The organism is Sphingobium sp. MP9-4 (genome assembly GCF_005281675.1).
GTDB lineage: Bacteria > Pseudomonadota > Alphaproteobacteria > Sphingomonadales > Sphingomonadaceae > Sphingobium > Sphingobium yanoikuyae.
In genome coordinates, this window is sequence record NZ_LUFI01000003.1 from 126,155 (window position 1) to 148,852 (window position 22,698).

Genomic DNA, 22,698 nt, shown 5'->3' on the forward strand with positions numbered 1-22,698 from the left:
GCGCATGCCGCGCGACGACAAGCCCCGCCCATACCGGCGGGGCTTTTCTTTTGGGGGAATGAGGATGACCGATGACGAGATCGAAGCGCTGGGCACCGGCTTTTGCGCCTGCACCTTGCCCAAGGCGAGCTGGACCCATGGCGCCCATTTCGCGACCGCGCTGTGGCTGATCCTGCGCCGGCCCGATATTGACGCCGAAATTGACATGCCCGGCATGATCCGCCGCTACAATGAAAGCGTCGGCGGGGTGAACAGCGACACGAGCGGCTATCATGAGACCATCACCCAGGCCTCGCTGCACATGGCCCGACAGTTACTGACCGGCCTGCCCGCCGATGTGACGCCGGCCGCAGCCTATGCGGCGCTGATGGCGTCGCCGCTGGGCGACAAGGACTGGCCCTTCACCTACTGGACGCGCGAGACGCTGATGAGCCCGGCCGCGCGCCGGGCATGGGTCGCGCCCGATCGGACGCCGCTGCCGACATAAAAAAAGGGCGGCCCGAACGGACCGCCCTTCCCCATATTCCGATCGAGAGGGATCAGAAACGGAAGCCGATGCCGACGACGCCAGCGTCACGGCCACCGAAATTATCTTCATACTCGGTGCGCTGATATTCGGCCGAGATGTAGGTGTTCGGGGTCACCGAATATTCCAGGCCACCGCCGTAACGCACGCCTTCCAGCGAGGTGTGGGCGCCAGCGGCTTCGATGCGGCTCGAAGCGTAGCCGACCTTGCCGAACGCCAGGATCTGCGGGGTCACGACATAGCCGAGACGGACCGAAGCGGCGAGGTCGCGGCTGGCGTCGAAGCCCTGGCCGTCGACGGTCGAGTCACCGAACGACACTTCCGGACCGAAGGTCACGCGGTTGGCAACGGCGAGGTCATAGCCGGCGGTCACGCCGTAGCTGAAACCGTCTTCGCCCTGCGCCTTGTCAAAGCCCATGGTGACGCCAGCGCGCGGACCGGTGAACGGCGCAGCATCCTGAGCGAAAGCGGGGGCCGAAACAGCGGCGGCAGCAGCAATCGCTGCGAAAATCACAGTCTTCATAAAGTCCTCGATATTTATTATGACGCTACGACTTAATTGTTCATCTAGCGTTCAGGTTTGATGCTAGGAAAATATGAAATAGAATCACACTTCCTCCTGCTTATTCTTCTCCGACACTTCGGAGAGGAACTGCCCCCTCTGCATCATGAGAGCGCAGTGGCCATCTAGGATCGCCAAACTCACTTGCAAAGGGGCAAGGCCTTTATTTCAATCAATTTCAGGGCTTGTGTTGCAAAAGTGTGACAACGCGCCTGCAGCACGACCGACCGCAAAAAGGGGACGGCCCGACAGCCGCCCCCTTCGCGAAAGCCCCGGTTTCCGGGCGATCAGAAGCGCAGGCCGATGCCCGTCACCAACTGGTGGCGCGACACGCCTGCCTCATAATCGGAATAGCGATATTCGCCCTTGAGGAAGAGCTTTTCGGCGATCCGATATTCCAGACCCGCGCCCAGCCGCAGCCCATCGCCATTGTCGCCGCCGCGGATCAGGCCGCCTTCGCCGTCACTGGCTTCATATTCCATCCGGGCATTGCTGTAGCCCGCCTTCACATAGGCGAGCGCCTTGCTGCCAAGCGGCACACCGATCCGCCCGCCGACATACAGGTCGCGATCGGTCTCGCTCTTGCCGCCGGCGACATGCAGACGGGTGGTGGAATCGGAAATTTCGCCCTCGATGCCCAGGATCAGGCCGCCCAGGGCAAAATCATAGCCGGCATTGAGGCCATAGAGCAGACCGTCGGCCGATTTGACGCCCTTGGCATCGACCACATCATAGCCGGTGATGATTTCGGCATGGGCACCCGTGAAAGGGGCATAATCCTGCGCAAAGGCAGGAGCCGAAACAAAACATAGAACAGCCGAAGCGATGAAAAACGTGATACTCTTCATATTACCCATCCAATATCTGCGTCGAAGCGCCGAAAATCGTGACAGGCGACCTTGTTTATACTCCCGTTTCGTGGAGGAATTTTATCAATTCAAATTTCTGTACGAAAATTCTTTGAAGTCGACTTCATCAGTCCCTTGCAGGGCCAGCCGTTGATCGCAATCGCACGGCGCGCACCATGGCCATTCGACCAACGACGGGCCTGGACATGCGAACGACCGCGATGCGGCTGGATATTTCGACGAAAGACAATAGGGTCATGGCCATGGAGCCGCCTTACGCCCCAGGGGACATGGTCCGCCGCCACCGCCTGGCCACCCGGCTGTGGCACTGGCTGAACGCGCTGCTGCTCTATATCCTCTTCACCTCCGGCCTTGGCATCTTCAACGCCCATCCCCGCCTCTATTGGGGGCAATATGGCGCCAATTTCGATCATGCCTGGCTGGAGCTGGACCGGTTCCCCGGCTGGATCACCCTGCCCGCCCTCTATAATCTGGCGCTGTCCCGCCACTGGCACCTGACCGCCGCGCCGATCTTCGCCTTCGCGCTACTCTTCTACATGCTCTGGAGTCTGGCGGGCGGCCATATCGCCCGTGACCTGGCCTTTCGCCGCGGCGAACTGGCGCCGCGCCATGTCTGGCAGGACATTTGTGACCATGCCCGACTGCGCTTGCCCACCGGCGCCGCGGCGCTGCGCTACAATGTGCTGCAGAAGGCGAGCTATATCGCCGTCCTCTTCATCGCCCTGCCGCTGCTGATCCTGACCGGGCTTACCATGTCGCCGGGCATGAACGCCGCCTGGCCCTGGCTGGTCGACCTGTTCGGCGGGCGCCAGGCGGCGCGGTCGATCCATTTCCTGACCGCTTTTGCGCTGGCCGCCTTCTTCCTGGTCCATATGCTGATGGTGCTGCTGGCCGGCCCGGTGAACGAGATAGGATCGATGATCACCGGCCGCTATCGCCTGCCTAAGGACCGGCCATGATCCTGACCCGCCGCACCCTGCTGCTGGGCGCGACCGCGACGCTGGCGGGATGCGACCGGATCGCGCGCCAGCCGCTGGCCCGCGACATCCTCTTTTCCGCCGACAATTTTCATCAATGGGCGCAGCGCACAATCATGGCGCGCGACGCACTGGCGCAGGAATTCCAGCCCGACCAGATTTCGCCCTTCTTCCGCGCGAACGGCACCGCCAATCCCAACACCCCGGCCTACAAGGCGCTGTGGCGCAGCGGCTTTGCCGACTGGCGGCTGCGCGTCGACGGACTGGTCGCCCGCCCCCTGTCGCTTTCGCTGTCGCAATTGTACGCCCTGCCCCATCGCGAGCAGATCACCCGCCATGACTGTGTCGAGGGGTGGAGCGCGATCGGCAAGTGGCGCGGCGTGCCCTTGAAGCTGCTGCTCGACGGCGCGGGCCTGCGCGATCGCGCGCGCTATATCGTGTTCCACTGCGCCGACGACATGGGCGGCGGCACCGCTTATTATGAGAGCATCGACCTGATCGATGCCTTCCATCCCCAGACCATCCTGGCCTTCGCGCTCAACGACCGGCCGCTGAGCGTCGCCAATGGCGCGCCGCTACGGCTGCGGGTGGAGCGGCAACTGGGCTATAAACAGGCCAAATATCTGATGCGGATCGAGGCGGTCGAGAGCCTATTGTCCATCGGTCGGGGCAAGGGTGGTTTTTGGGAAGACCGCGCCAATTATGATTGGTATGCAGGTATTTGACGGCCGCGTAACGAGAAGGACCAGCCTGCTCCATGAAGATTTTCGACCGCGTTCTGAGACGTCTTGTCACCAAGGGTCAGTTGACCGTTTTCTATGCCGATGGCCGTAGCGTTACCGTCGGTTCGCCCGATCCCGACCTGCCCCCGCTGGCGCTGCGCTTCCTCGACAAGCGCGTGCCCCTCGACATCGTCAAGGATCCGCGCCTGGGCATGGCCGAGGCCTATATCGATGGCCGGGTGGCGATCGAGGGCGGCGGCATCATGGAATTCGTGTCCATGATCCGTCAGAACAACGCCTGGGAAAATGGCAAGTCGATCGACGCCAAGGGGCCGGTGCAGCGCGCGCTGAAGACGGTGCGCCGCAAGCTGTGGAAGGCCAATCATCGCAGCCGGTCCAAGGCCAATGTCGCCCATCATTATGACCTGTCGGGCGCGCTCTACGCCCTCTTCCTCGACCGCGACCGCCAATATAGCTGCGCCTATTTCCCCGATGCGGAGAATGAGGCGGGGATCAGCCTGGAACAGGCGCAGGAAGACAAGAAGGCGCATATCGCCGCCAAGCTCTACCTGAAGCCGGGCATGAAGGTGCTGGACATTGGCTGCGGCTGGGGCGGCATGGCGCTGTACCTGCACAAGCATTTCGGTGTCGACGTCACCGGCATCACCCTGTCGGAAGAGCAGTTGAAGGTTGCGCGCCAGCGGGCGATCGACGCCGGCGTGGCCGACCATGTCCGGTTCGAACTGATCGATTATCGCGACATTGAAGGGCCGTTCGACCGGATCGTGTCGGTCGGCATGTTCGAACATGTCGGCACCGCCGACTATCGCGTCTTCTACAACAAGTGCCGCGACCTGCTGACGCCGGACGGCGTGATGCTGATCCACACGATCGGCCGGGTTGATGGCCCCGGCATCACCGATACCTTCACCACCAAATATATCTTCCCCGGCGGCTATATCCCCGCTTTGTCGGAAATGGTGGCGGGCAGCGAAGGCACGCGGCTGATGATCACCGACGTGGAAGTGCTGCGCATCCATTATGGCCTGACCATCCGCGACTGGTACAAACGGACCATGGCGCACAAGGCGGATATCGTCGCCCTCTATGACGAGCGCTTCTTCCGCCTGTGGACCTTCTATCTGGCGGGCGCGGCGACCGTGTTCGAACATGGGTCGATGGTCAATTTCCAGGTCCAATATGTGCGCGACCGCCGCGCGCTACCTATCACCCGCGACTATATGATCGAGGCAGAGACCGCGCTGCGCGGGCGCTGAAACACCATCGCGCACCGATGATGCGAGGCAGAATTGCGACCGTCCGGGCGGGCTGAACAAAGCCTGTCAGCCCCGTTCCCGGACGGTTCAGTGACCGGCCCCCATTCTCCTCCCCACGTCCCCGCGCTGCCCCGGCAGCCGGGCCGGACAGAGGAGAAGCAAGATGAAATTCCTGTGGAAAAGCGCCGCGATGCTGGGCCTGGCCATGGCCGGCATCGCCGCCACGAGCGCGCCTGCCCAGGCGCAGCATTATCGCAGCGACGGCTGGCGCGGCGATCGTGACGGCCGCTGGGATGGCCGGCGCCATTGGGACAATCGCCGCTGGGACGACCGCCGTCGCTGGCGCGGCGACCGGCGCTATTATGACGGACGACGCGGCTATTATCGCTCCGCCTATCGCCAGCGCTGCTGGGACGAATGGCGCTATAATTCCTATCGCGACCGTCGGGTCCGGGTGCGTGTCTGTCGCTGATCCCGCCTGAGCAAATCCATATCGCGGCCCGCCCCGATTGAACCCGAGGGCGGGTTGCGGCATTTCTGTGCCCATGAGCGATCCTACACCCGTCATCCAGAGCCTGTTGTCGGGCCTGCCGATCCTGCTTCTCCACCTCGCCTGCGCCACCCTGGTCTGGGCGGCCGCCATGGCGGTCTATATGTGGATAACCCCGCACGACGAGTTCAAGCTGATCCGCGCCGGCAATGAGGCGGCCGCCATTTCGCTGGGCGGCGCCTCCGTCGGCCTCGCCGTGCCGCTGGCCTTCTGCCTCGCCGGATCGGTCAATGTCTGGGACGTCGTCATCTGGGGCAGCGTCACGCTGGTGCTGCAACTCATCGCCTTTCGCCTGGTAGACCTGTTGCTGGGATCGCTGTCGGGCCGGATCGAGGCGAATGAGCGTTCCGCCGCGATCTTCCTGGCGATGATGAAGGCCGCGGTCGCCTGCCTGACGGCTGCGGCCGTGGCGGGCTGACGCGATGGGGCGTGGGGGCTGTGGCTGCCTGCCCTGGCTGCTGGGCCTGATCCTGCTGCTCGCCTGGCTGGGCGAGATGCAGGCACCGTCCTTGCAGGTCGAACAATATGATCCCCGTTCGCCCCGCCGCCCGCTGCCGCGCGGTAGCGAGGAACAATATATTATCGAGGATCGGCCCGGCGGCCCGGCCGACGCCATGGGCACGGCCTTTGCCGTCGATCGCAGCGGCGTGTGGATGACCGCCGAACATGTCACCCATGGCTGTTCGCGCGTCGGGCTGGAACAGCGCGGCCGCGCGCTGGAGGTGCCGCGCGTCATCGAAAGCCGGGAATCGGATGCCGCGATCATCCCGCGCGGCCCCCGCAGCCCCGCCGCCCTGCCGCTGCGCAGTGGTGCGCCCTCGCCCGGCTCCACCGGCTATCATATGGGCTTCCCCGCCGGCGAACCGACATTGGTCCTGTCCGAACTGATCGGCCGGGCCGAAGCGCGGCGCGGCAGCAGCGGCATCGACCAGCCGGTGCTGGTCTGGGCCGAGCGTGGCCGCCTGCCCGAGGGCGATGGCACCCTGTCGGGGATCAGCGGCGGCCCGGTCTTCTCCACCGATGGCCGGGTGGTCGGCATCAACAGCGCATCGACCGACCGGCGCGGCCGCATCCTGACCGTGGCGCCCGACGCGATGATGCGCCTGACCGCCGCCAGCCGTGCCGTTGGCGACCAGCCGGTGCCCTATCCCTTTGCCGGGCTGACCGACGCGCAGGAACGTTTCGCCAACTGGCTGGACGATGGCGTCATCCGCCGCATCTTCTGCGATGTCGATGACGGGCGCGGCGGTTGACGCCTGCGGGCAGGAAAGAGTAGGCGCTGCGCAGCATTTTCAGGGAAATTGAGATCATGAGCGACACGCCCCCCGACCATCTGTCCACCAACCCGCGCAGCCCCCATTTCGACATGGAGGTGCTGCAGCGCGGCATCGGCATCCGTTTCAAGGGCCGTGAACGCAAGGATGTGGAAGAATATTCGATTTCAGAGGGCTGGATTCGCGTTGCCGCCGGCAAGACCCGCGACCGTCACGGCAACCCGCTGACCATCAAGCTGTCGGGTGAAGTCGAGGCCTGGTTCGAAAACCCGGCCGAAGGCGCCGAGGGCGACAAGGCCGCCGACGCCGAATAAGCTTATAAGGCCGGTCCCCGCTTGATCGCGGGGGCCGGTCAGTTCATCAGGGATTCGCGCTTCACGTCGGCGATGACGTCGCCCAGCGAGCGATCCGACGGGCTGTTGTCCGCATATTCGATGATGAACGGGTCCGCCTCGATACGGGGCGCCGCCTTGCGCCGGGGCGCAGCAGGCTTGGGCGAAACCGCCGCCACCATCGCATGCGTCTGAACCGACGCCATCCGTGTCGCCGCCCTGGGCAGCGGCGCAAGCTCCGCACCGTCCTCACCATCGCCTGTCTCGGCCGCGACGCTGGCATAGCGAAGGCTGCTGCCCAGCGCCGGATCGGGCGTGAAGGGATGCAGCTTCGCCCTGGTCGGATAGATGAAGCCGAAGGTCGGGTTGATGCGGGCGCCCATCTGGCCGGTCGGGCTGTGCCAGACGCGCACCTGGCTCCAGTCGCCCGCATCCGACACGTCGATCGCCAGCACATCCTCCTCGATCGCGCCGGGCGACGACCAGTTGGCGTGGCGGATCAGCACGCGGCGATCATCCAATATCCGGCTGACCACGGCGACATGGCCCAGGGTCATCGGCCCGACGGGCCGGAAGGCGAGCACCGCCCCCTTTTTGGGGATGCTGCCGCGCTTGTAATGATCCTGTGCCTGGTCCCACCAGGTCAGCGCATCACCATAGATTTCCACGCCCGACACGATGCGCGCATAAGGAACGCACTGCAGCGCCGTGGCGCCCAGCACGGGCGCCGCCGTCAGGCCGGACAGCAAAGCCATCCAGCGGACATATCGAAACATTTAATGCGACCTCTAAGCGTCGAGTATCGCCCCACCGCGATCGACCCTAGAGCCCCATCCGTAAGGATTGGGTTAACGGCTCAGAAAGCACCCTTGGCGCTGTCGGTGCCGGCGGTGGCGCGATCGGCCAGGGCGATCTGGACCGGCTGATCGATTTCCGGCTTGTCGGCATAGATGAAGCCGTTGGTCGGGTTCGAACGCAGGCCAACGTCGCCGATCGGGCCATACCATACGCGCACGTCGGTCCAGTCATTGTTGGGCGACACGTCGATAGCGCGGACATTGCGCTCGACACCGCCACGATAGGACCAGTTGGCGTGGGTCAGCAGCACTTCGCGATCATTGACGATCTTGCTGACCATGGCGACATGGCCGACCGGCATGGCGCGGCTGGACGCGAAGGACAGGACGGCGCCGACGCGGGGCTCATGACCACGGTCGTAGCGACCGGCGGCCTGGTTCCACCAGGTGTTGGCATTGCCGAAAATCTCGATGCCCGAAACTTCGCGGGCGAAGGGCGCGCATTGCAGGACACCGGCGGTGGCGGGAACGGCAGAGAAGGCACCGAGCGCAAGCATGGCGGCTGCGAACAGCGCGCGAAAACCACCGATCATTCCTTGCGACCCCCGACTTGTAGGTAGGTATAATCCCCGATGACCTCCTTAGGGCAGACGCCGTTCGTCTTGAAAACCGCCGAGCGATGAGTCGTTGCTGCGATGCGTCATGCTGCGGAACGAAAAACATGCCCGGCCGTTACATGGAGCCGGGTTGCACCGTTCAACTCGTTGAAAAGACTATCTTCCGTGCCGGTCATCCAGACCTGGCCGCCGGTTTCGCGCAATCGGTCGAACAGCGCAGCTCGTCGCGACGGGTCGAGATGCGCCGCCACTTCGTCGAGCAGAAGCACCGGCGGCTGGCCGCGATCAGCCGATACCAGAGCCGCATGCGCCAGCAGGATCGAAAGCAGCAGCGCCTTCTGCTCGCCGGTCGAACAGAGCGCCGCCGCCTGATTCTTGGCGATGTGGATGACATCCAGATCATGACGATGCGGGCCAGAAAGGGTGCGGCCGGCCGCGGCATCGCGTCGCCGCTCGCGGGCAAGCCGCTGGCCGAGCGGTTCGTCACTGGCGCCGTCCTCCTGCGCGATTCGGATGAGGGGCCGGGCGAAGGGCTCGTCGGGCTGATCGACCAATTGCCGGTTGAGGCGCGCGACCAGATCGGCGCGGGCGGCCGCGAGCGCCGTGCCATGCTCTTCCATCTGCGCCTCCAGCGCGCCGATCCACGCCGGGTCCGCCCGGCGCAGATCGGTCAGCAGCCGGTTGCGCGCCCGCATCGCCGCTTCATAACGGGCGCTGTGCGCGGCATGGCCGGGATGGAGCGCCAGGGTGAGGCGATCGAGGAAGCGCCGGCGACCGCCGGGGCTGTCGAGGAACAGCCGGTCCATCGCCGGCGTCAGCCAGACGATCGAGAGATGGTCGGCCAGCGCATTGGCGGACGAGGCGACCCCGCCGATCCGCACCTGCCGCCGGTCGGGCGCATCCGCGCTGACGCCGGTGCCCAGCACCACGCCATCCACCTCCGCCGCGATGCCGAAGCTGCCGCCGCCATCCTGCCGCGCCATCGCCCGCAGCGCCGCGCCGCGCAGCCCCCGGCCGGGCGCCAGCATCGATACCGCTTCCAATATGTTGGTCTTGCCCGCCCCATTGTCGCCGGTCAGCAGGACGAATGGCTGGTCGGGCACGATCAGCGCGTCCGCATGGTTGCGGAAATCACTCAGGGTGAGGCGGCCGATCATCGCGCCGCTGTAGCGAGGACTGCGCGCCGGGGGAAGCGGTTCAGGCCGCCGGGGTGCAGCGCTTGCGCACGATCGCCGTGCCGTCATTGGTGATGGTAAGCTGCTGCCCATCGGTCGAGGGACGCAGCATCAGGGTCCGGGTCCAGCTTTCGCCCTCACCCGTGAAATTGGCGACGACCGCCAGCCGCCCCTCCCCCTCGCGCGTGACACGCTGAACTGTGCCGACGCTTTCGTGGAAGATCAGGCTGGCCGCGGTCAGTTCCAGCGCCTGGGCCGCCGCCCGGTCGCCGCAGCGTTCCTTGGTGCCGGTCCAGCGCCCCTGCAGCGCGATCGGGATCGCATTGGCGTGAAGCGCGTCGCCCCTGGCCACGGGCAGGTCGGGCGCGGGCTCTACCGGGGTGATGGCATTGGCGCCGGGCGGGACATCGCGCGTGCTCGGCAAGGCCTGGTCCAGGATGTTGGTGACCATGCCGGACTGATTCTGTTCCTTGCTGCCGCAACCGGCGAGCAGCAGCAGCGGAAGGGCGAGGAGGAAATGGTTACGCATGCGATGCCAACCCGGCAGGGCGGCATCGGGTTCCCCCAACCCTCGCGTGACCGGCCATCGCGGCCATGCTATCACCGCCGCGACAATCGAGGAGGGATGCCATGCCGGTCCTGGGAATGGGCGGACTTTTCTTTCGCGCGCGTGATCCGCAGGCCCTGTCCGCCTGGTATCGCACTCATCTGGGCGTCGGCGGCGGATGCAGCGCCGATCCCGACATTCCGGCGGTCAACGAATATGTCTGGCAGACGCTGGGCGGACCGATGGTCTTTTCGCCGTTCAAGCAGGACAGCGACTATTTCGCCGCCGACAAGAGCTTCATGATCAATCTGCGCGTGTCCGATCTCGACGGGCTGCTGGCGGACTTGCGCGCGGCGGACGTTGAGGCCATCACCAAGCCCGAATGGGATCATCCCGATGTCGGGCGCTTTGCCCGCATCCATGATCCCGAGGGCAATGCCATCGAATTGTGGGAACCGCCCACCCCCGCCGCCTGACCGACCCATGGGAGCTAGATTATGAAGAGCGCGAAGATCATCCTGGCCCTGGCGGCCGCAGCCCTGGGCACGCAGGGCAGCATGGCGGCACTGGCGGTCGGCGCCAAGGCGCCGGAATTCACCACGCGCGGCGCGCTGGCCGGCAAGACCTTCACCGTCACCCTGTCGCATCAGTTGAAGCGCGGGCCGGTGGTCCTCTATTTCTTCCCCAAGGCCTTCACGCCGGGCTGTTCCGCCGAAGCGCGCGAGTTCGCGGAGAATATCGACAAGTTCAAGGCGGCCGGCGCCACCGTGATCGGCATGTCGGCGGATCCGGTCGACGATCTGGTCGCCTTCTCCACCAAGGAATGCGCCGGCAAGTTCGCGGTCGCCTCGGCCGGGCCGAACATCGTGTCGGGCTATGATGTCGCGCTCAAGATGCGGCCGGGCATGACCGACCGCACCTCCTATGTCATCGCGCCGAGCGGCCGCATCGCCTTCGTCCATAGCGAGATGAGCTATGCCGGCCATGTGAAGAGCACACTGGCTGCGGTCGAGGCGATGAAGCAGAAATAAGGCGCAACGGCGAAGGGGTGCCGGTCACCCCTTCACATATTTGTCGAACCAGCCGATCGTTTCATTCCAGGCGGCCTTCGCCGCCGCCGCATTATAGCTGGGCCGATAATCGGCCATGAAACCATGGTCGGCGCCGGCATGGACCGTGATCGCATCGGGTGGCGACTTGCCCGCCGCCTTGAGCGCCGCGCGCATCGCTTCGACATCGGCCTGGGGTATGCCCTTGTCCAGTTCGCCATATTGGCCAAGCACCGGCGCCTTGAGCTGCCCCACCTCCTCGATCGCCGACAGGGTCTGGAGGTCGTTCTTCTGGGTCACGAGCCGACCATAGAAGGCGACGCCGGCGTCGAGCGCGGCACTGTGCGCGGCATAGAGCCAGACCACCCGGCCACCCCAGCAGAAACCGGTGATGCCGCGCCGTGACGCGTCGCCGCCATGGGCGCCGGCAAAGGCATAGGTGGCATCGATGTCGGACAGGACCTGCGCGTCGGGCGCCTTGCTCACGATCTCCGCCACCAACTGCTTGAAGTCGCTGACCTTGGTCGCGTCGCCATGGCGGGCGAACAGATCCGGCGCGACGGCATGATAGCCGGCTTTCGCGAAGCGCCGGCACATGTCGCGCACCCATTCATGGACGCCGAAAATCTCATGCACGACGACGATCACCGGCGCCTTCTTCTTGCCCGCCGGGCGGGCGACGAAGCCGGGCATGGCGAAACCGTCACTGGTCGGGATCGAGACGGCTTCCTCCACCAGCCCGTCGGGCGCGGTCTGGATGGTGCTGGCCGCGACCGGCTGGCAGGCGGCGGCAAAACCGGCGGCAAAGGCGCCGCCGGCCAGGATGTGACGCCGGCTGAGCCCGGTCGAGGCAATCCAGTTGCGATCCTCCGCCAGCCGCTCGACGGGGGACGGCACATCATCGCGATCGGTGGTCATCGGCGCTCTCCTGCTGTGGACGGGCGCAGACTAGCCCAAGCCCACGGTCGCGCAAGCCGACAGGACAATCCCATGACGCCATCGCCGCCATCGGCGTTCCGATCGATCCAATTTTGGGCGAGACGCAGGAAATATGGCAGCTTGTCCGCAGCTTGTGGCGGACTTGATTTCGATCAGCATGATTTTTCGGAACATCGCTGCGCCGGCCCAAGTTGAGCGCAGGCGGGTTACGATGCCCGTTAGGAGAGTGTGAGATGGCAAACCAGAACCAGAATCCCGGTCAGCAGGGCGGTCAGCCCGGCAAGCCCGACCAGCAGAACCCACAGGATGAACAGCGTCGCCAGCAAGGCGGCGGCCAGCAGGAACGCCGCGACGATCAGGATCGCGAGCAGCGCTGATCCCTTCATGCATCCCATAGCATGAGCTGGGGCCGTCCCGCCGGGGCGGCCCTTTTTTTGGGGTGCCAGACATGGTGAAACGGCGCCCCATGCCTGAACATCGCGCCATCGCGCTTGGCATCGCCATCCCGGCAGGATAGCGCCTGCGCCATGACCGCCCCCGCCCATCCGCGCCGCACCGCCGCCATCGCCTTCATCCTGGTGACGGCGCTGCTCGACGTCATGTCAATGGGCATCGTCATTCCGGTGCTGCCGCAGCTGATCGAGACATTGTCCGGCTCCAGCAGCAGCGCGGGCCTGTGGAATGGCCTGTTCGTCGCGCTCTGGGCGGCGATGCAGTTTCTCTGCTCGCCGGTGATCGGGTCGCTGTCGGACCGCTTCGGGCGCCGGCCGGTGATCCTGATCTCGGTCGCGGGGGCTGGCGCTGGACTATGTGCTGATGGCGCTCGCGCCCAATCTCTGGTGGCTGGCGCTGGGCCGCATCCTTGCCGGCATCACCTCGTCCAGCTTCACCTCCACCTTCGCCTATATGGCCGACATCACCCCGCCCGAGGGGCGGGCGCGCGGCCATGGGCTGATCGGCGCAGCGTTCAGCGCGGGCTTCGTCGCCGGGCCGCTGCTGGGCGGGGTGCTGGGCGAGATTTCGCACCGTGCGCCCTTCTGGGCGGCGGCGGGCCTGTCCGGCCTCGCCTTTCTCTATGGCCTCATCGTGCTGCCCGAATCGCTCGCCCCGGAAAAGCGCATGGCGTTCAGCTGGCGCCGCGCCAATCCTTTCGGCGCGCTGCAATTGCTGCGCTCGCACCCCGAATTGTCCAGCCTCGCGATCGTCAATTTCCTCCTCTATTTCGCCCATCATCTCTTCTCGGCCGTGTTCGTCCTCTATGCCGGCGACCGCTATGGCTGGGGCGCCTGGCAGGTCGGCACCCTGCTGGCGATGGTCGGCCTGCTCGACATGGCGGTGCAGGGCCTGCTGGTCGGTCCGGTGGTGAAGCGACTGGGCGACCGAACGACGATGGTCGTGGGCCTCGGCTTCGGCGCGGTCGGCATCGCCGCCATGGGCCTGGCGCCCACAGGCTGGCTGTTCGTCGCCGCCATGTTCCCCAACGCGCTCTGGGGCCTCGCCATGCCGACCATCCAGTCGCTGATGACGCAGCGCGTCTCCGAAAGCGAACAGGGCCAGTTGCAGGGCGCCAACAACAGCGTCGGCGCGATCGCCGGCATCGTCTCCCCGCTCTTCTTCGGTGCGGTCTATTCCGCCTCGGTCGGCACCCGCCCGATCCTGCCCTTCATCGGCAGCGCCTTCCTGATCGCGGCGCTGGTGCTGGCCGGTGCCGCCTTGCTCGGCCACGCGGCAGGACGCAAACAGGATGGTCCTGCGCCGGCCTAGAGCATTCTGAAGTCGGCTGGAACAGCCGACGACTCGCAGAATGCGGCAAACAAAAGAAAATCAGAGCATCATCCGATTTACCCTAATCGGATGATGCTCTGAACCGGGAAAACTGGACATATCGGGGCGGTGCGACTAACCGGGCGCGAATCCCTTCCCACGCTCGATATAAAGGCGATTCGATGACGCTGCCCCTTCAGGATTCCATCCTTATCGTGGACTTCGGCAGCCAGGTGACTCAGCTCATCGCCCGGCGCGTACGCGAAGCCGGCGTCTATTCCGAGATCGCCCCCTTCACCCAGGCCCAGGCCGCGTTCGACCGCATGAAGCCCAAGGGCATCATCCTGTCCGGTTCGCCCGCCGGCGTGCCGGAGGAAGGCAGCCCGCGTGCGCCGCAGGCCCTGTTCGACGCCGGCGTGCCGATCCTGGGCATCTGCTACGGCCAGCAGGTGATGAGCCATCAGTTGGGCGGCGAAGTGCGCCCCGGTCACGAGACCGGCGAAGGCGGCGAATTTGGCCGCGCCTTCCTGACCGTGACCGAACCCTGCGCCCTGTTCGACGGACTGTGGGAAGTCGGCGAACGGCATCAGGTGTGGATGAGCCATGGTGACAAGGTCACGAAATTCGCGCCCGGCTTCAAGATCGTGGCCGTGTCGGACGGCGCGCCCTTCGCGGTGATCGCCGACGAGGAACGGAAATTCTACGGCACGCAGTTCCACCCCGAAGTCGTGCATACGCCCGACGGTGGCAAGCTGATCGCCAATTTCGTCCGCCATGTCTGCGGCCTGGCCGGTGACTGGACCATGGCCGAATTCCGCCAGGTCAAGATCGCCGAGATCCGCGAGCAGGTCGGCAATGGCCGGGTCATTTGCGGCCTGTCGGGCGGCGTCGACAGCGCGGTGGCCGCCGTGCTCATCCATGAAGCGATCGGCGACCAGCTCACCTGCGTGTTCGTCGATCATGGCCTGATGCGCCTGGGCGAAGCCGAGCAGGTGGTCAGCCTATTCCGCGAACATTATGGCATCAAGCTGGTCCATGTGAACGCCGAGGAGCGCTTCCTGGGCGGCCTTGCCGGCCTCACCGACCCGGAAAAGAAGCGCAAGTTCATCGGCGGCGAATTCATCGCCGTGTTCGAGGAGGAAGCCGCCAAGATCGGCGGCGCCGACTTCCTGGCGCAGGGCACCCTCTATCCCGACGTGATCGAATCGGTCAGCTTCACCGGCGGGCCCTCCGTGACGATCAAGTCGCACCATAATGTCGGCGGCCTGCCCGAACGCATGAACATGAAGCTGGTCGAACCGCTGCGCGAACTGTTCAAGGACGAAGTGCGCGTGCTGGGCAAGGAACTGGGCCTGCCCGACATCTTCGTCGGCCGCCATCCCTTCCCTGGCCCCGGCCTTGCCATCCGCATCCCCGGCGAAGTGACCAAGGAACGCTGCGACATCCTGCGCAAGGCCGACTTCATCTATCTGGAGGAAATCCGCAACGCGGGCCTCTACGACGCGATCTGGCAGGCCTTTGCCGTGCTGCTGCCGGTCCGCACCGTCGGCGTGATGGGCGATTACCGCACCTATGACAGCGTCTGCGCCGTGCGCGCGGTCACCTCGACCGACGGCATGACCGCCGACATCTACCCCTTCGACGCCGCTTTCCTCAGCCGCGTCGCGACCCGCATCATCAACGAGGTCAAGGGCATCAACCGCGTGGTGTATGATTACACCAGCAAGCCCCCCGGCACGATCGAGTGGGAGTAAAGCCGAAATAGCGAATGTCCGGGGGACATTCGCCGGCTTTACTCGGCCGCGCGAGCGGCCGTGGGTATCGAACTCAATCGCCGTCCGGGGGACGGCGATCCGGTTTATTCGGCACCGCAAGGTGCCGCACCGCTTAGACCCAGTTGCGGCCGCGCAAGCGGCCGCCGCCCTTACCGCGCCGCCAGCACCGCCGCCATCTGCGCGACCAGTTCGGCGGTCGGCCCGGTATCGTCCCAGGCATAGAGCGACACGCGCATTTCGGCCTCCGCCCCGAAGGGCGCATAGGGTCGCACCGCCCGCCCGGTCGCCGCGCGCATCGGCACCAGCGACAGGCCCATGCCCGCCTCCACCGCGGTCAGCACGCTGGTGAGGTCGCTGCCGGTGAAGGCGACATGGCAGCGCCGCCTCTCCCGCCCGATCCGGTCGAACATCGCGTCGCGATAGAGGCCGCCCGCCGGAAAGGCGACCAGCGGCAACGGATCGGGCCAGTCGCCCTGCCGGTCCGCGCTTTCATGCCAGCCGATCGGCTCGGCGAAACTGGCGCGGCAATCGGCGCTCGGCGTCGGTTCCTTGACAGCGATGATGTCAAACTCGCCCGCGCGGTATCGGCGCGTGAGATCGCGGCTGAGCCCGGTGGTGACGTCCAGCCGCACCGCCCGATATTGTTCGGAAAAGCGGGCGAACACCCGCATCATGGCGCGACTGGCGATGTCGTCGGGCAGGCCGATGCGGATCGACGCGCTGCCGGCCGGATCGGCAAGCAGGCTTTCCGCCTCCTGCTGCAGCGACAGGATGCGCCTTGCATGGCCCAGCAGCCGCTCGCCCGCCGCCGTCGGCCGCACCGGCCGCGCCGCCCGATCGACCAGCATATGCCCCACCGCCTGTTCCAGCCGGCCGAGCTGCTGGCTGATGGTCGACTGGGTCATGTGCAGCCGCTGCGCCGCAATGGTGAAGCTGCCGCTGTCGGCGATCGCGACAAAGGCACGGAGCAGGCGCGGATCGAGCATGGCATTCCATTTGGATCATGAATGATTGCCATTCATATATGTTGTTTGTCGATGATGCAGCCCCTGCCTATCCTGCGCGCCGCACAAGAACCGGGGATTTTCATGAAGACGCTTCTCGCCGCGCTGCTGGCCGCCACTGCCCTGTTGCCCCTGCCCACCGCAGCGAAGGCCGCGCCGGCCCGCGCCGACCTGTTGATCCGCCATGCGACGCTGGTCGATGTCGAGCATGGCCGGCTGGTCCCCAACCAGGCGGTCGCGACCAGGGGCGACCAGATCGTCGCGGTCGGCAACGACGGCACGATTGCCGCCGCCTGGCGCGCGGGCAAGAATGTCGAGGCCAAGGGCCGCTATCTGATCCCCGGCCTGTGGGACATGCATGTGCATTTCGGCGGCGGGCCGGAGCTCATCGAAGAGAATAAGGCGCTGCTGCCGCTCTATATCGCCAACGGCATCACCACCGTGCGCGATGCATCGGGCGACCTGCCCTATGATGTGCTGCGCTGGCGTAGCGAAATTGCCGACGGGCGGCTGTTCGGCCCGACCCTGCTGAGTTCCGGCCCGAAGATCGAGGGGATCAAGCCGGTGTGGAAGGGCACGCTGGAAACCGGGTCGCAGGCCGATGTCGACCAGGCGATCGCCAAGCTGAAAGAACTGAACGTCAATTTCGTCAAGATCACGGACAGCACCCTGAAACCCGAGCTGTTCCTCTATGCCGTGCGCCAGGCGCGCGGCGCCGGGCTGCGCGCGTCGGGGCATATTCCGATGGCACTCACCGTCGGCCAGGCGATCGCGGCCGGGATCAGCTCGATCGAGCATATCGACTATGCCCACAAGGCGGGCGTGAAGGACGAGGCGCGGATCACCGCCGATTTCGCCGCCGGCAAGATCGACCGGGCACAGGCCAGCGCGCAGCTGGATGCCGGCTTTGACGAAGCTACTGCCATGGCCGCCTATCGCGACATGGCGGCGCGCGGCGTGTTCGTGACGCCCACGCTCAGCATCTCGCGCACCGTCGCCTATCTTGACCAGAACGATCACAGCGCCGATCCCGAACTGGCCTATATCGGCCCGCGCCTGCGCAAGACCTATGACTGGCGGATCGAGCGCGCGGCCAAGGCGACGCCCGAGCAGATCGCCCAGCGCCACGCCATTTACGAGCATAATGCCGCGATCCTGCCGCTGTTGCAGCAGGCCGGTGTGACGATCATGGCCGGCACCGATGCGGGCTTCCTCAACAGCTTCGACTATCCCGGCTTTGCCCTGCACCAGGAACTGGCGCTCTATGTCGATCGCGGCCTGACCCCGGCCCAAGCGCTGGCCAGCGCCACCCGCGCCGGCCCGGCCTGGTTCGGCCTGCTCGACCGTTATGGCGCGGTGGCAGAAGGCAAGCAGGCGGATATGGTCCTGCTGACCGCCAATCCGCTGGAGGATATCCACGCCACAAAGGCGATCGACGCGGTGATCCTGCGCGGCACGCTGCAGGACCGCGCCCGGCTCGACGCGCTGCTGGCAGAGACGAAGGCGAAGGTCGCCGCCTGGAATGCGGCGGCAACCCGGCCCTGACGGATCAGCCGCGCATCAGCATGTCGGCCGGCACCGGCAGCATGTCGACCTTGCCGGTCGCCACGTCATAGACGGCGGCGACCACCTTCAGCGTGCCGGCCTTCACCTTCTCCTCGATCACCGGTGAGGCGTTGACCAGAGTCGCCGCCTGCACCAGTGCATTGGTACGGGTGACGATGGCCGCATCCTTGCTGCGGGCGAGATAGAGGGCGGGCAGGATCGCGGGGAAGAGCGCACTGATCTGGCCCGGTACCTCGGGATTGTCGATCGCCGCCTTCACCGCGCCGCAATTGCTGTGGCCCATGACGACCAGTGCCTTCAGCCCCAGCACCGCCACGCCATATTCCAGGCTGGCGACGATTTCGGGCGTGGTGATGTTGCCGGCGATGCGGGTGACGAACAGCCGGCCGATATATTCGTCGAATACCATCTCCACCGGCACACGCGAGTCGGCACAGGAGAGGACGCCGACCACGGGCCATTGTCCCTCGGCCGCGCGCGCCTTGATGATCGACAGGTCCTGCAGATGGGCGGTCGGCTTGCCGGCGACGAAACGGGCATTGCCGGCCATGATCTCGGCCAGAGCGGCGTCCGGCGTCATAGACGCATCCGGGCCGTCGACGGGGCGCGCCGCCATTGCGGGTGCGGCCGGCAAGGCGGCCATGGCCACCCCGCCCGCCATCGTCATCGCGGTCAGAAAGGCGCGGCGGGAGGACGCGGCGCCATCCTCCTCCTGCGTCCCGTACGGCTGGTCATGCATGCCATCGACGTCCGAACACATGGGTCTGTCTCCCTGTGATGAGGAGGCGCCATGATGCCGGACTGGTTTGCGCAGGGCAATGGAAAGACCTAGACCGCTGGCATCGCCGACGATCCGATGGAGCCCCGCTTGCCCGACACCCGACTTGGCCATCCCGTCTATCGCGATATGCCGACCACCATCTTCGAGCATATGTCGGCCCGCGCGCGGGAAACCGGCGCGATCAATCTGGGGCAGGGCTTTCCCGAAGGGCCGGGACCGCAGGATGTGCTGCAGGCCGCGGCGAATGCGCTGCTGACCCGGTCCAGCCAATATCCGCCGATGCCGGGCCTGATCGAACTGCGCACGGCGCTGGCCGATCATTATGCCCGGCGTCAGGACCTCGACCTCAGCCCGCAGGACATCATCGTCACATCGGGCGCGACCGAGGCGATTGCCGCCAGCCTGCTGGCGCTGGTGCGGCCGGGGGACGAGGTGCTGATGCTGGCACCGCTCTATGATGCCTATCTGCCGCTGGTGGAGCGGGCTGGCGGCGTGGCCAGGGTGGTGAAACTGACGCCGCCCGACTGGCGCGTCACCCGCGACGCGCTGGAGGCGGCGATCACGCCCAGGACCCGTATCCTGCTGATGAACAATCCGGTCAATCCGACCGGCATCGTGCTGCGTGAGGCGGAACTGGCGCTGCTGGCCGACCTCTGCATCAGCCATGACCTGATCGCGCTGTGCGACGAGGTATGGGAGGAGACCGTCTATGACGGGCTGCCGCATCGCCCGCTGATCGGCTTTCCCGGCATGCGCGAGCGCACGGTCAAGATCGGGTCGGCGGGCAAGATCTTCTCCGTCACCGGCTGGAAGGTCGGCTGGATGTGCGCCGCGCCGCCGATCGCCACCCTGCTCGCCCGCGCCCACCAGTTCCTGACCTTCACCACCCCGCCCAACCTGCAATGGGCGGTGGCGCAGGGGCTGGGCTGGCCCGAAGATTGGCTGAACGATCAGCGCGCCGCCTATCAGGCGTCGCGCGATCGGCTGGCGGCGGGATTGGAAGCCGCCGGCTATGTCGTGCTGCCCAGCGGCGCCACCTGGTTCCTGTCGATCGACCTGCCCGCGTCGGGCATCGCGATGGACGATGTGACCTTCTGCAACCGGATCATCGACGAAGCCGGGGTGGCGGCAATCCCGATCTCCGCCTTCTACCCCGATGATCCGGTCACCCATCTGGTCCGTCTCTGCTTCTCCAAGTCGGACGCGACGCTGGATCAGGCGATCGAGCGGCTCGCCGCCTTCCGCGCGAGCCTTGGCTGACGCAGGATCGCCGCGCCCAGGATCAGCATGACGATCAGCAGAAGACCTTGGGCGGCGAGGAAGGGCGGCTCCGTGCCGGTCGGCGCCAGCCGATTGAGCGCCGGCACCTTGAGGAAACCCTTCACGACCAGCACGAACAGGTTGAGCCACAAAGCGATGGTCGCGGTCACCGCATAAATGCCCCGCGCCCGGCCGCGCAGGCCAAGGCCGTAAAAGGCGGCGAAGGCGATGATCAGCACCAGCGTCGAGAGAATGCCGACGCCGATCGCCGGGGTGAAACCGCGAAAGGGAAAGAGGAAGCCGGTGAGGCTGGTGAGCAGGGTCGTCACCAGGAACAGGCCCTGCATTTTTGGCAGGACATGTCTCCTGGCCATGGCCGGCAGGGCGACAAGGCCGCTGACAATGCCGATCAGGCTGATCGCGACATGCAGGGCGATGAAGGCGGGAATGGAAAGACCGAGGATCATGATTTTTCTCCCTGATTTCCAATGATCCGTCGGGCTCGCATGATGAGCGAGCCGGACGGGAGCCATGTCAGGCGGTCACCCGATAACGGGGCGCCGCATCCTTGAGCGACAGGTTGGGCCGAAGCGCGGCCCGCGCGGCGAGATAGGCGTCGAGGTCAGCCCGGTCCGGCAGGGCCGGAATGGTGATGGCCTCGCCCATGTCGAGTCCGGCCAGTGCCGCGTCGACCATCACCTCGACATCCATCACCATGTGCGGCGGCAGGCCGGCAATCTGTTCCGCCGTCCAGATGGCGGTGCGGGTGATGCCGGGCAGCACCGCCTGCACCTTCACGCCCTTGCTGCCCAGTTCGACCTGCAGCGCCTCGCTAAAGGCCAGCACATAGGCCTTGCTTGCGGGATAGACGGCAGTGAAGCCGTCCGGCATCAGCGCCGTGACCGACGTGATGTTGATCAACGTGCCCGCGCCCTTCGCCGCCAGCCGCGGCGCAATGGCGCGGGACAGCCGCGTCACCGCCAATATGTTGAGGTCGATCAGGCCGGTGAGATAGGCCGGGTCGGTCTCGACAAAGGCCTGTTCCCCGGCAATGCCGGCATTGTTGACCAGGCCGGTGATCGCGTCATCGTCGCGCAGCCGCGCCTCGACCCGCGCCAGATCGTCAGCTTGTGACAAGTCGGCGGCGATCACTTCCACGCTGACGCCGCTGTCGGCGCGCAGGCGGGCGGCCAGCGCCTCCAACTTCTCGGCGCGGCGGGCGACCAGGATCAGATTGGCGCCGCGCCTGGCGAAGCGATCGGCATAGACGGCGCCGATACCGTCCGACGCGCCGGTGATGAGAATGGTGTCTTTGGTCATGGGATGTCTCCTTGGAGCCACCCCCGTCCGCTTCCGCACCTGTCGAAAACGAACGGGGGTCGGAATTGTCAGCCGTTGATAAAATCGAGCAGGTCGGCGTTGAACCGGTCCTGGTGAGTCTGCGTCAGCCCATGGTCGGCGCCTTCATACACGATCAGCACCGCATCCGTAACGATCTTCACCGTCGATAGGGCGGCTGCACCGATCGGCACGATCTGGTCGTCATCGCCATGCAGGACCAGGGTAGGCACATCGACCTTCGCCAGGTCGGCATGGAAATCGCTTTCGGAAAAGGCGCGGATCGAGTCGAGCTGCCCCTTGAGGCCGCCCATCATCCCCTGCCGCCAGAACTCCTCGCGAATGCCCTCGGAGATGACCGCGCCGTCCCGGTTATAGCCGTAGAAGGGGATGGTCAGATCCCTGAAGAACTGGCTGCGATTGTCGAACGTGCCCTTGCGGATGCCGTCGAACACGTCGATCGGCAGGCCGCCCGGATTGGCTTCGGTCTTGAGCATCAGCGGCGGCACCGCGCCGATCAGCGCCAGCTTGGCGACCCGGCTGGTGCCATGGCGGCCGATATAGCGGGTGACTTCGCCGCCGCCGGTCGAATGGCCGACTAGGATGATGTCCGACAGGTCCAGCGCCGCAATCAGGTCAGCCAGATCGTCGGCATATTGGTCCATATTATTATTGTCCCACACCTGGTCCGACCGGCCATGGCTGCGGCGGTCATGGGCGATGGTGCGGAAGCCCTGATTGGCGAAATAGACCATCTGCGCGTCCCAGGCGTCGGCGCTGAGCGGCCAGCCATGGGAGAAGATAATCGGCTGGCCGTCGCGCGGTCCCCAATCCTTGTAGAAGATGCGGGTGCCGTCCTTGGTGGTGACATAGTTGCTCATGTGAAATTCCCTTCTTCTGTTCCAGAAGGGCGTCCTTCACGCCCTGTGCTTGCACTATTAGGGGCGATGGCGGAGGATCGGGATTGGCGGTTCCGACATTAAGCGGGCCGATTCCG

General features: G+C 65.7%; 28 protein-coding genes and 1 pseudogene. 15 read left to right on the forward strand and 14 right to left on the reverse strand.

What is annotated here, in order from left to right; all coding sequences use genetic code 11:
* The first annotated feature begins 64 nt into the window (after positions 1 to 64).
* Entirely contained in the window at positions 65 to 487 is a 423-nt protein-coding gene (locus A0U87_RS02535) for a hypothetical protein (protein WP_048936242.1), read from the forward strand.
* A gap of 52 nt (positions 488 to 539) precedes the next feature.
* On the opposite strand, the gene A0U87_RS02540 is transcribed toward A0U87_RS02535, so the two are convergent.
* Positions 540 to 1,049: an outer membrane beta-barrel protein gene (locus A0U87_RS02540; protein WP_004209879.1), complete on the reverse strand. Its 510-nt coding sequence runs from the start codon at positions 1,047 to 1,049 to the stop codon at positions 540 to 542.
* 326 nt (positions 1,050 to 1,375) lie between these two features.
* The gene (locus tag A0U87_RS02545) at positions 1,376 to 1,936 is read right to left on the reverse strand and encodes a porin family protein (RefSeq protein WP_037507272.1); all 561 of its coding nucleotides are present in this window, start codon (positions 1,934 to 1,936) and stop codon (positions 1,376 to 1,378) included.
* Positions 1,937 to 2,199: 263 nt separating this feature from the next.
* Here A0U87_RS02545 and A0U87_RS02550 point away from each other — a divergent pair, with 263 nt between their 5' ends.
* From A0U87_RS02550 to A0U87_RS02580, 7 genes are all read left to right on the forward strand, one after another.
* The gene (locus A0U87_RS02550; RefSeq protein ID WP_048936439.1) at positions 2,200 to 2,916 is read left to right on the forward strand and encodes a cytochrome b/b6 domain-containing protein; all 717 of its coding nucleotides are present in this window, start codon (positions 2,200 to 2,202) and stop codon (positions 2,914 to 2,916) included.
* A complete protein-coding gene (locus A0U87_RS02555; protein WP_048936241.1) occupies positions 2,913 to 3,659 on the forward strand; it encodes a molybdopterin-binding protein in 747 nt (248 codons plus the stop codon). Before A0U87_RS02550 ends, A0U87_RS02555 begins: the two co-directional genes overlap by 4 nt.
* A 32-nt stretch (positions 3,660 to 3,691) precedes the next feature.
* The gene (locus A0U87_RS02560) at positions 3,692 to 4,933 is read left to right on the forward strand and encodes a cyclopropane-fatty-acyl-phospholipid synthase family protein (RefSeq protein ID WP_004209872.1); all 1,242 of its coding nucleotides are present in this window, start codon (positions 3,692 to 3,694) and stop codon (positions 4,931 to 4,933) included.
* 163 nt (positions 4,934 to 5,096) lie between these two features.
* Positions 5,097 to 5,405 (forward strand): hypothetical protein, encoded by a 309-nt coding sequence (locus A0U87_RS02565; protein ID WP_010336501.1) that lies wholly within the window; start codon positions 5,097 to 5,099, stop codon positions 5,403 to 5,405.
* Positions 5,406 to 5,478: 73 nt separating this feature from the next.
* Positions 5,479 to 5,901, forward strand: a complete 423-nt coding sequence (locus tag A0U87_RS02570) for a DUF350 domain-containing protein (RefSeq protein ID WP_004209870.1) — start codon at positions 5,479 to 5,481, stop codon at positions 5,899 to 5,901.
* 4 nt (positions 5,902 to 5,905) lie between these two features.
* The gene (locus tag A0U87_RS02575; protein WP_048936240.1) at positions 5,906 to 6,736 is read left to right on the forward strand and encodes a serine protease; all 831 of its coding nucleotides are present in this window, start codon (positions 5,906 to 5,908) and stop codon (positions 6,734 to 6,736) included.
* 56 nt (positions 6,737 to 6,792) lie between these two features.
* Positions 6,793 to 7,071: a DUF3297 family protein gene (locus tag A0U87_RS02580; RefSeq protein ID WP_004209867.1), complete on the forward strand. Its 279-nt coding sequence runs from the start codon at positions 6,793 to 6,795 to the stop codon at positions 7,069 to 7,071.
* A gap of 38 nt (positions 7,072 to 7,109) precedes the next feature.
* On the opposite strand, the gene A0U87_RS02585 is transcribed toward A0U87_RS02580, so the two are convergent.
* The 4 genes from A0U87_RS02585 to A0U87_RS02600 form a co-directional block, all read right to left on the reverse strand.
* Entirely contained in the window at positions 7,110 to 7,865 is a 756-nt protein-coding gene (locus A0U87_RS02585) for a CHAP domain-containing protein (protein WP_048936239.1), read from the reverse strand.
* An 80-nt stretch (positions 7,866 to 7,945) separates the two neighbouring features.
* Positions 7,946 to 8,479 carry a CHAP domain-containing protein gene (locus A0U87_RS02590; protein ID WP_004209865.1) on the reverse strand — a complete coding sequence of 178 codons (534 nt, stop codon included), beginning with the start codon at positions 8,477 to 8,479 and terminating at the stop codon, positions 7,946 to 7,948.
* Between the two features lie 107 nt (positions 8,480 to 8,586).
* A complete protein-coding gene (recF, locus tag A0U87_RS02595; protein WP_048936238.1) occupies positions 8,587 to 9,660 on the reverse strand; it encodes a DNA replication/repair protein RecF in 1,074 nt (357 codons plus the stop codon).
* Positions 9,661 to 9,700: 40 nt separating this feature from the next.
* A complete protein-coding gene (locus A0U87_RS02600) occupies positions 9,701 to 10,207 on the reverse strand; it encodes a hypothetical protein (RefSeq protein ID WP_234893095.1) in 507 nt (168 codons plus the stop codon).
* A gap of 101 nt (positions 10,208 to 10,308) precedes the next feature.
* On the opposite strand from A0U87_RS02600, the gene A0U87_RS02605 reads away from it, so the two are divergent.
* Positions 10,309 to 10,701, forward strand: coding sequence for a VOC family protein (locus tag A0U87_RS02605; RefSeq protein WP_004209861.1), 393 nt, complete (start codon positions 10,309 to 10,311; stop codon positions 10,699 to 10,701).
* Between the two features lie 21 nt (positions 10,702 to 10,722).
* Positions 10,723 to 11,256, forward strand: a complete 534-nt coding sequence (locus tag A0U87_RS02610) for a peroxiredoxin (RefSeq protein ID WP_004209859.1) — start codon at positions 10,723 to 10,725, stop codon at positions 11,254 to 11,256.
* Positions 11,257 to 11,280: 24 nt separating this feature from the next.
* Here A0U87_RS02610 and A0U87_RS02615 read toward each other — a convergent pair whose 3' ends face one another.
* The 3 genes from A0U87_RS02615 to A0U87_RS26095 form a co-directional block, all read right to left on the reverse strand.
* Entirely contained in the window at positions 11,281 to 12,192 is a 912-nt protein-coding gene (locus A0U87_RS02615) for a dienelactone hydrolase family protein (protein ID WP_048936236.1), read from the reverse strand.
* 239 nt (positions 12,193 to 12,431) lie between these two features.
* On the reverse strand, positions 12,432 to 12,599 hold the full coding sequence (locus A0U87_RS26090; protein ID WP_170978345.1) for a hypothetical protein: 168 nt from the start codon (positions 12,597 to 12,599) through the stop codon (positions 12,432 to 12,434).
* Complete coding sequence (locus A0U87_RS26095) at positions 12,596 to 12,832, reverse strand: hypothetical protein (protein ID WP_170978343.1); 237 nt, start codon at positions 12,830 to 12,832, stop codon at positions 12,596 to 12,598. The genes A0U87_RS26090 and A0U87_RS26095 overlap by 4 nt, the downstream gene beginning before the upstream one ends.
* On the opposite strand from A0U87_RS26095, the pseudogene A0U87_RS26950 reads away from it, so the two are divergent.
* The 3 genes and pseudogenes from A0U87_RS26950 to guaA all read left to right on the forward strand — a co-directional run.
* Positions 12,819 to 12,962, forward strand: a pseudogene (locus A0U87_RS26950) (tetracycline resistance MFS efflux pump); the annotation flags it as partial. The gene A0U87_RS26095 and the pseudogene A0U87_RS26950 sit on opposite strands and share 14 nt — an antisense overlap.
* Positions 12,963 to 13,029: 67 nt before the next feature.
* The gene (locus A0U87_RS02620) at positions 13,030 to 13,977 is read left to right on the forward strand and encodes an MFS transporter (RefSeq protein ID WP_276609680.1); all 948 of its coding nucleotides are present in this window, start codon (positions 13,030 to 13,032) and stop codon (positions 13,975 to 13,977) included.
* 182 nt (positions 13,978 to 14,159) lie between these two features.
* The gene (guaA, locus tag A0U87_RS02625; RefSeq protein WP_010336491.1) at positions 14,160 to 15,731 is read left to right on the forward strand and encodes a glutamine-hydrolyzing GMP synthase; all 1,572 of its coding nucleotides are present in this window, start codon (positions 14,160 to 14,162) and stop codon (positions 15,729 to 15,731) included.
* 170 nt (positions 15,732 to 15,901) lie between these two features.
* Here the strand turns inward: guaA and A0U87_RS26955 are convergent, their stop codons facing one another.
* Positions 15,902 to 16,738, reverse strand: coding sequence for a LysR family transcriptional regulator (locus A0U87_RS26955; RefSeq protein WP_048936233.1), 837 nt, complete (start codon positions 16,736 to 16,738; stop codon positions 15,902 to 15,904).
* A gap of 102 nt (positions 16,739 to 16,840) precedes the next feature.
* On the opposite strand from A0U87_RS26955, the gene A0U87_RS02635 reads away from it, so the two are divergent.
* A complete protein-coding gene (locus A0U87_RS02635) occupies positions 16,841 to 18,301 on the forward strand; it encodes an amidohydrolase family protein (protein ID WP_048936438.1) in 1,461 nt (486 codons plus the stop codon).
* Between the two features lie 4 nt (positions 18,302 to 18,305).
* Here the strand turns inward: A0U87_RS02635 and A0U87_RS02640 are convergent, their stop codons facing one another.
* Positions 18,306 to 19,082 carry a carbonic anhydrase gene (locus tag A0U87_RS02640; RefSeq protein WP_048936232.1) on the reverse strand — a complete coding sequence of 259 codons (777 nt, stop codon included), beginning with the start codon at positions 19,080 to 19,082 and terminating at the stop codon, positions 18,306 to 18,308.
* A gap of 96 nt (positions 19,083 to 19,178) precedes the next feature.
* On the opposite strand from A0U87_RS02640, the gene A0U87_RS02645 reads away from it, so the two are divergent.
* On the forward strand, positions 19,179 to 20,363 hold the full coding sequence (locus A0U87_RS02645) for an aminotransferase (protein ID WP_048936231.1): 1,185 nt from the start codon (positions 19,179 to 19,181) through the stop codon (positions 20,361 to 20,363).
* Here the strand turns inward: A0U87_RS02645 and A0U87_RS02650 are convergent.
* The 3 genes from A0U87_RS02650 to A0U87_RS02660 all read right to left on the reverse strand — a co-directional run bounded on the left by A0U87_RS02650 (position 20,318) and on the right by A0U87_RS02660 (position 22,582).
* Positions 20,318 to 20,830: a hypothetical protein gene (locus A0U87_RS02650; protein WP_048936230.1), complete on the reverse strand. Its 513-nt coding sequence runs from the start codon at positions 20,828 to 20,830 to the stop codon at positions 20,318 to 20,320. The two genes, A0U87_RS02645 and A0U87_RS02650, sit on opposite strands and share 46 nt — an antisense overlap.
* A gap of 67 nt (positions 20,831 to 20,897) precedes the next feature.
* Positions 20,898 to 21,683: an SDR family oxidoreductase gene (locus tag A0U87_RS02655; protein ID WP_048936229.1), complete on the reverse strand. Its 786-nt coding sequence runs from the start codon at positions 21,681 to 21,683 to the stop codon at positions 20,898 to 20,900.
* A 68-nt stretch (positions 21,684 to 21,751) separates the two neighbouring features.
* Entirely contained in the window at positions 21,752 to 22,582 is an 831-nt protein-coding gene (locus A0U87_RS02660) for an alpha/beta hydrolase (protein WP_048936228.1), read from the reverse strand.
* Positions 22,583 to 22,698 lie beyond the last annotated feature (116 nt).

Coding starts and splice junctions, on each gene's coding strand:
- A0U87_RS26955 (WP_048936233.1), bottom strand. CDS start 16,738: ATGCTCGATCCGCGCCTGCTCCGTGCCTTTGTCGCGATCGCCGACAGC.
- A0U87_RS26095 (WP_170978343.1), bottom strand. CDS start 12,832: ATGACGATGCCCATTGACATGACGTCGAGCAGCGCCGTCACCAGGATG.
- A0U87_RS02610 (WP_004209859.1), top strand. CDS start 10,723: ATGAAGAGCGCGAAGATCATCCTGGCCCTGGCGGCCGCAGCCCTGGGC.
- A0U87_RS02545 (WP_037507272.1), bottom strand. CDS start 1,936: ATGAAGAGTATCACGTTTTTCATCGCTTCGGCTGTTCTATGTTTTGTT.
- recF (WP_048936238.1), bottom strand. CDS start 9,660: ATGATCGGCCGCCTCACCCTGAGTGATTTCCGCAACCATGCGGACGCG.
- A0U87_RS02565 (WP_010336501.1), top strand. CDS start 5,097: ATGAAATTCCTGTGGAAAAGCGCCGCGATGCTGGGCCTGGCCATGGCC.
- A0U87_RS02570 (WP_004209870.1), top strand. CDS start 5,479: ATGAGCGATCCTACACCCGTCATCCAGAGCCTGTTGTCGGGCCTGCCG.
- A0U87_RS02590 (WP_004209865.1), bottom strand. CDS start 8,479: ATGATCGGTGGTTTTCGCGCGCTGTTCGCAGCCGCCATGCTTGCGCTC.
- A0U87_RS02600 (WP_234893095.1), bottom strand. CDS start 10,207: ATGCGTAACCATTTCCTCCTCGCCCTTCCGCTGCTGCTGCTCGCCGGT.
- A0U87_RS02640 (WP_048936232.1), bottom strand. CDS start 19,082: ATGTGTTCGGACGTCGATGGCATGCATGACCAGCCGTACGGGACGCAG.
- A0U87_RS02645 (WP_048936231.1), top strand. CDS start 19,179: ATGGAGCCCCGCTTGCCCGACACCCGACTTGGCCATCCCGTCTATCGC.
- A0U87_RS02580 (WP_004209867.1), top strand. CDS start 6,793: ATGAGCGACACGCCCCCCGACCATCTGTCCACCAACCCGCGCAGCCCC.
- A0U87_RS26090 (WP_170978345.1), bottom strand. CDS start 12,599: ATGAAGGGATCAGCGCTGCTCGCGATCCTGATCGTCGCGGCGTTCCTG.
- A0U87_RS02615 (WP_048936236.1), bottom strand. CDS start 12,192: ATGACCACCGATCGCGATGATGTGCCGTCCCCCGTCGAGCGGCTGGCG.
- A0U87_RS02655 (WP_048936229.1), bottom strand. CDS start 21,683: ATGACCAAAGACACCATTCTCATCACCGGCGCGTCGGACGGTATCGGC.
- A0U87_RS02575 (WP_048936240.1), top strand. CDS start 5,906: ATGGGGCGTGGGGGCTGTGGCTGCCTGCCCTGGCTGCTGGGCCTGATC.
- A0U87_RS02555 (WP_048936241.1), top strand. CDS start 2,913: ATGATCCTGACCCGCCGCACCCTGCTGCTGGGCGCGACCGCGACGCTG.
- A0U87_RS02585 (WP_048936239.1), bottom strand. CDS start 7,865: ATGTTTCGATATGTCCGCTGGATGGCTTTGCTGTCCGGCCTGACGGCG.
- A0U87_RS02635 (WP_048936438.1), top strand. CDS start 16,841: ATGAAGACGCTTCTCGCCGCGCTGCTGGCCGCCACTGCCCTGTTGCCC.
- A0U87_RS02605 (WP_004209861.1), top strand. CDS start 10,309: ATGCCGGTCCTGGGAATGGGCGGACTTTTCTTTCGCGCGCGTGATCCG.
- A0U87_RS02535 (WP_048936242.1), top strand. CDS start 65: ATGACCGATGACGAGATCGAAGCGCTGGGCACCGGCTTTTGCGCCTGC.
- guaA (WP_010336491.1), top strand. CDS start 14,160: ATGACGCTGCCCCTTCAGGATTCCATCCTTATCGTGGACTTCGGCAGC.
- A0U87_RS02660 (WP_048936228.1), bottom strand. CDS start 22,582: ATGAGCAACTATGTCACCACCAAGGACGGCACCCGCATCTTCTACAAG.
- A0U87_RS02650 (WP_048936230.1), bottom strand. CDS start 20,830: ATGATCCTCGGTCTTTCCATTCCCGCCTTCATCGCCCTGCATGTCGCG.
- A0U87_RS02540 (WP_004209879.1), bottom strand. CDS start 1,049: ATGAAGACTGTGATTTTCGCAGCGATTGCTGCTGCCGCCGCTGTTTCG.
- A0U87_RS02620 (WP_276609680.1), top strand. CDS start 13,030: ATGGCGCTCGCGCCCAATCTCTGGTGGCTGGCGCTGGGCCGCATCCTT.
- A0U87_RS02550 (WP_048936439.1), top strand. CDS start 2,200: ATGGAGCCGCCTTACGCCCCAGGGGACATGGTCCGCCGCCACCGCCTG.
- A0U87_RS02560 (WP_004209872.1), top strand. CDS start 3,692: ATGAAGATTTTCGACCGCGTTCTGAGACGTCTTGTCACCAAGGGTCAG.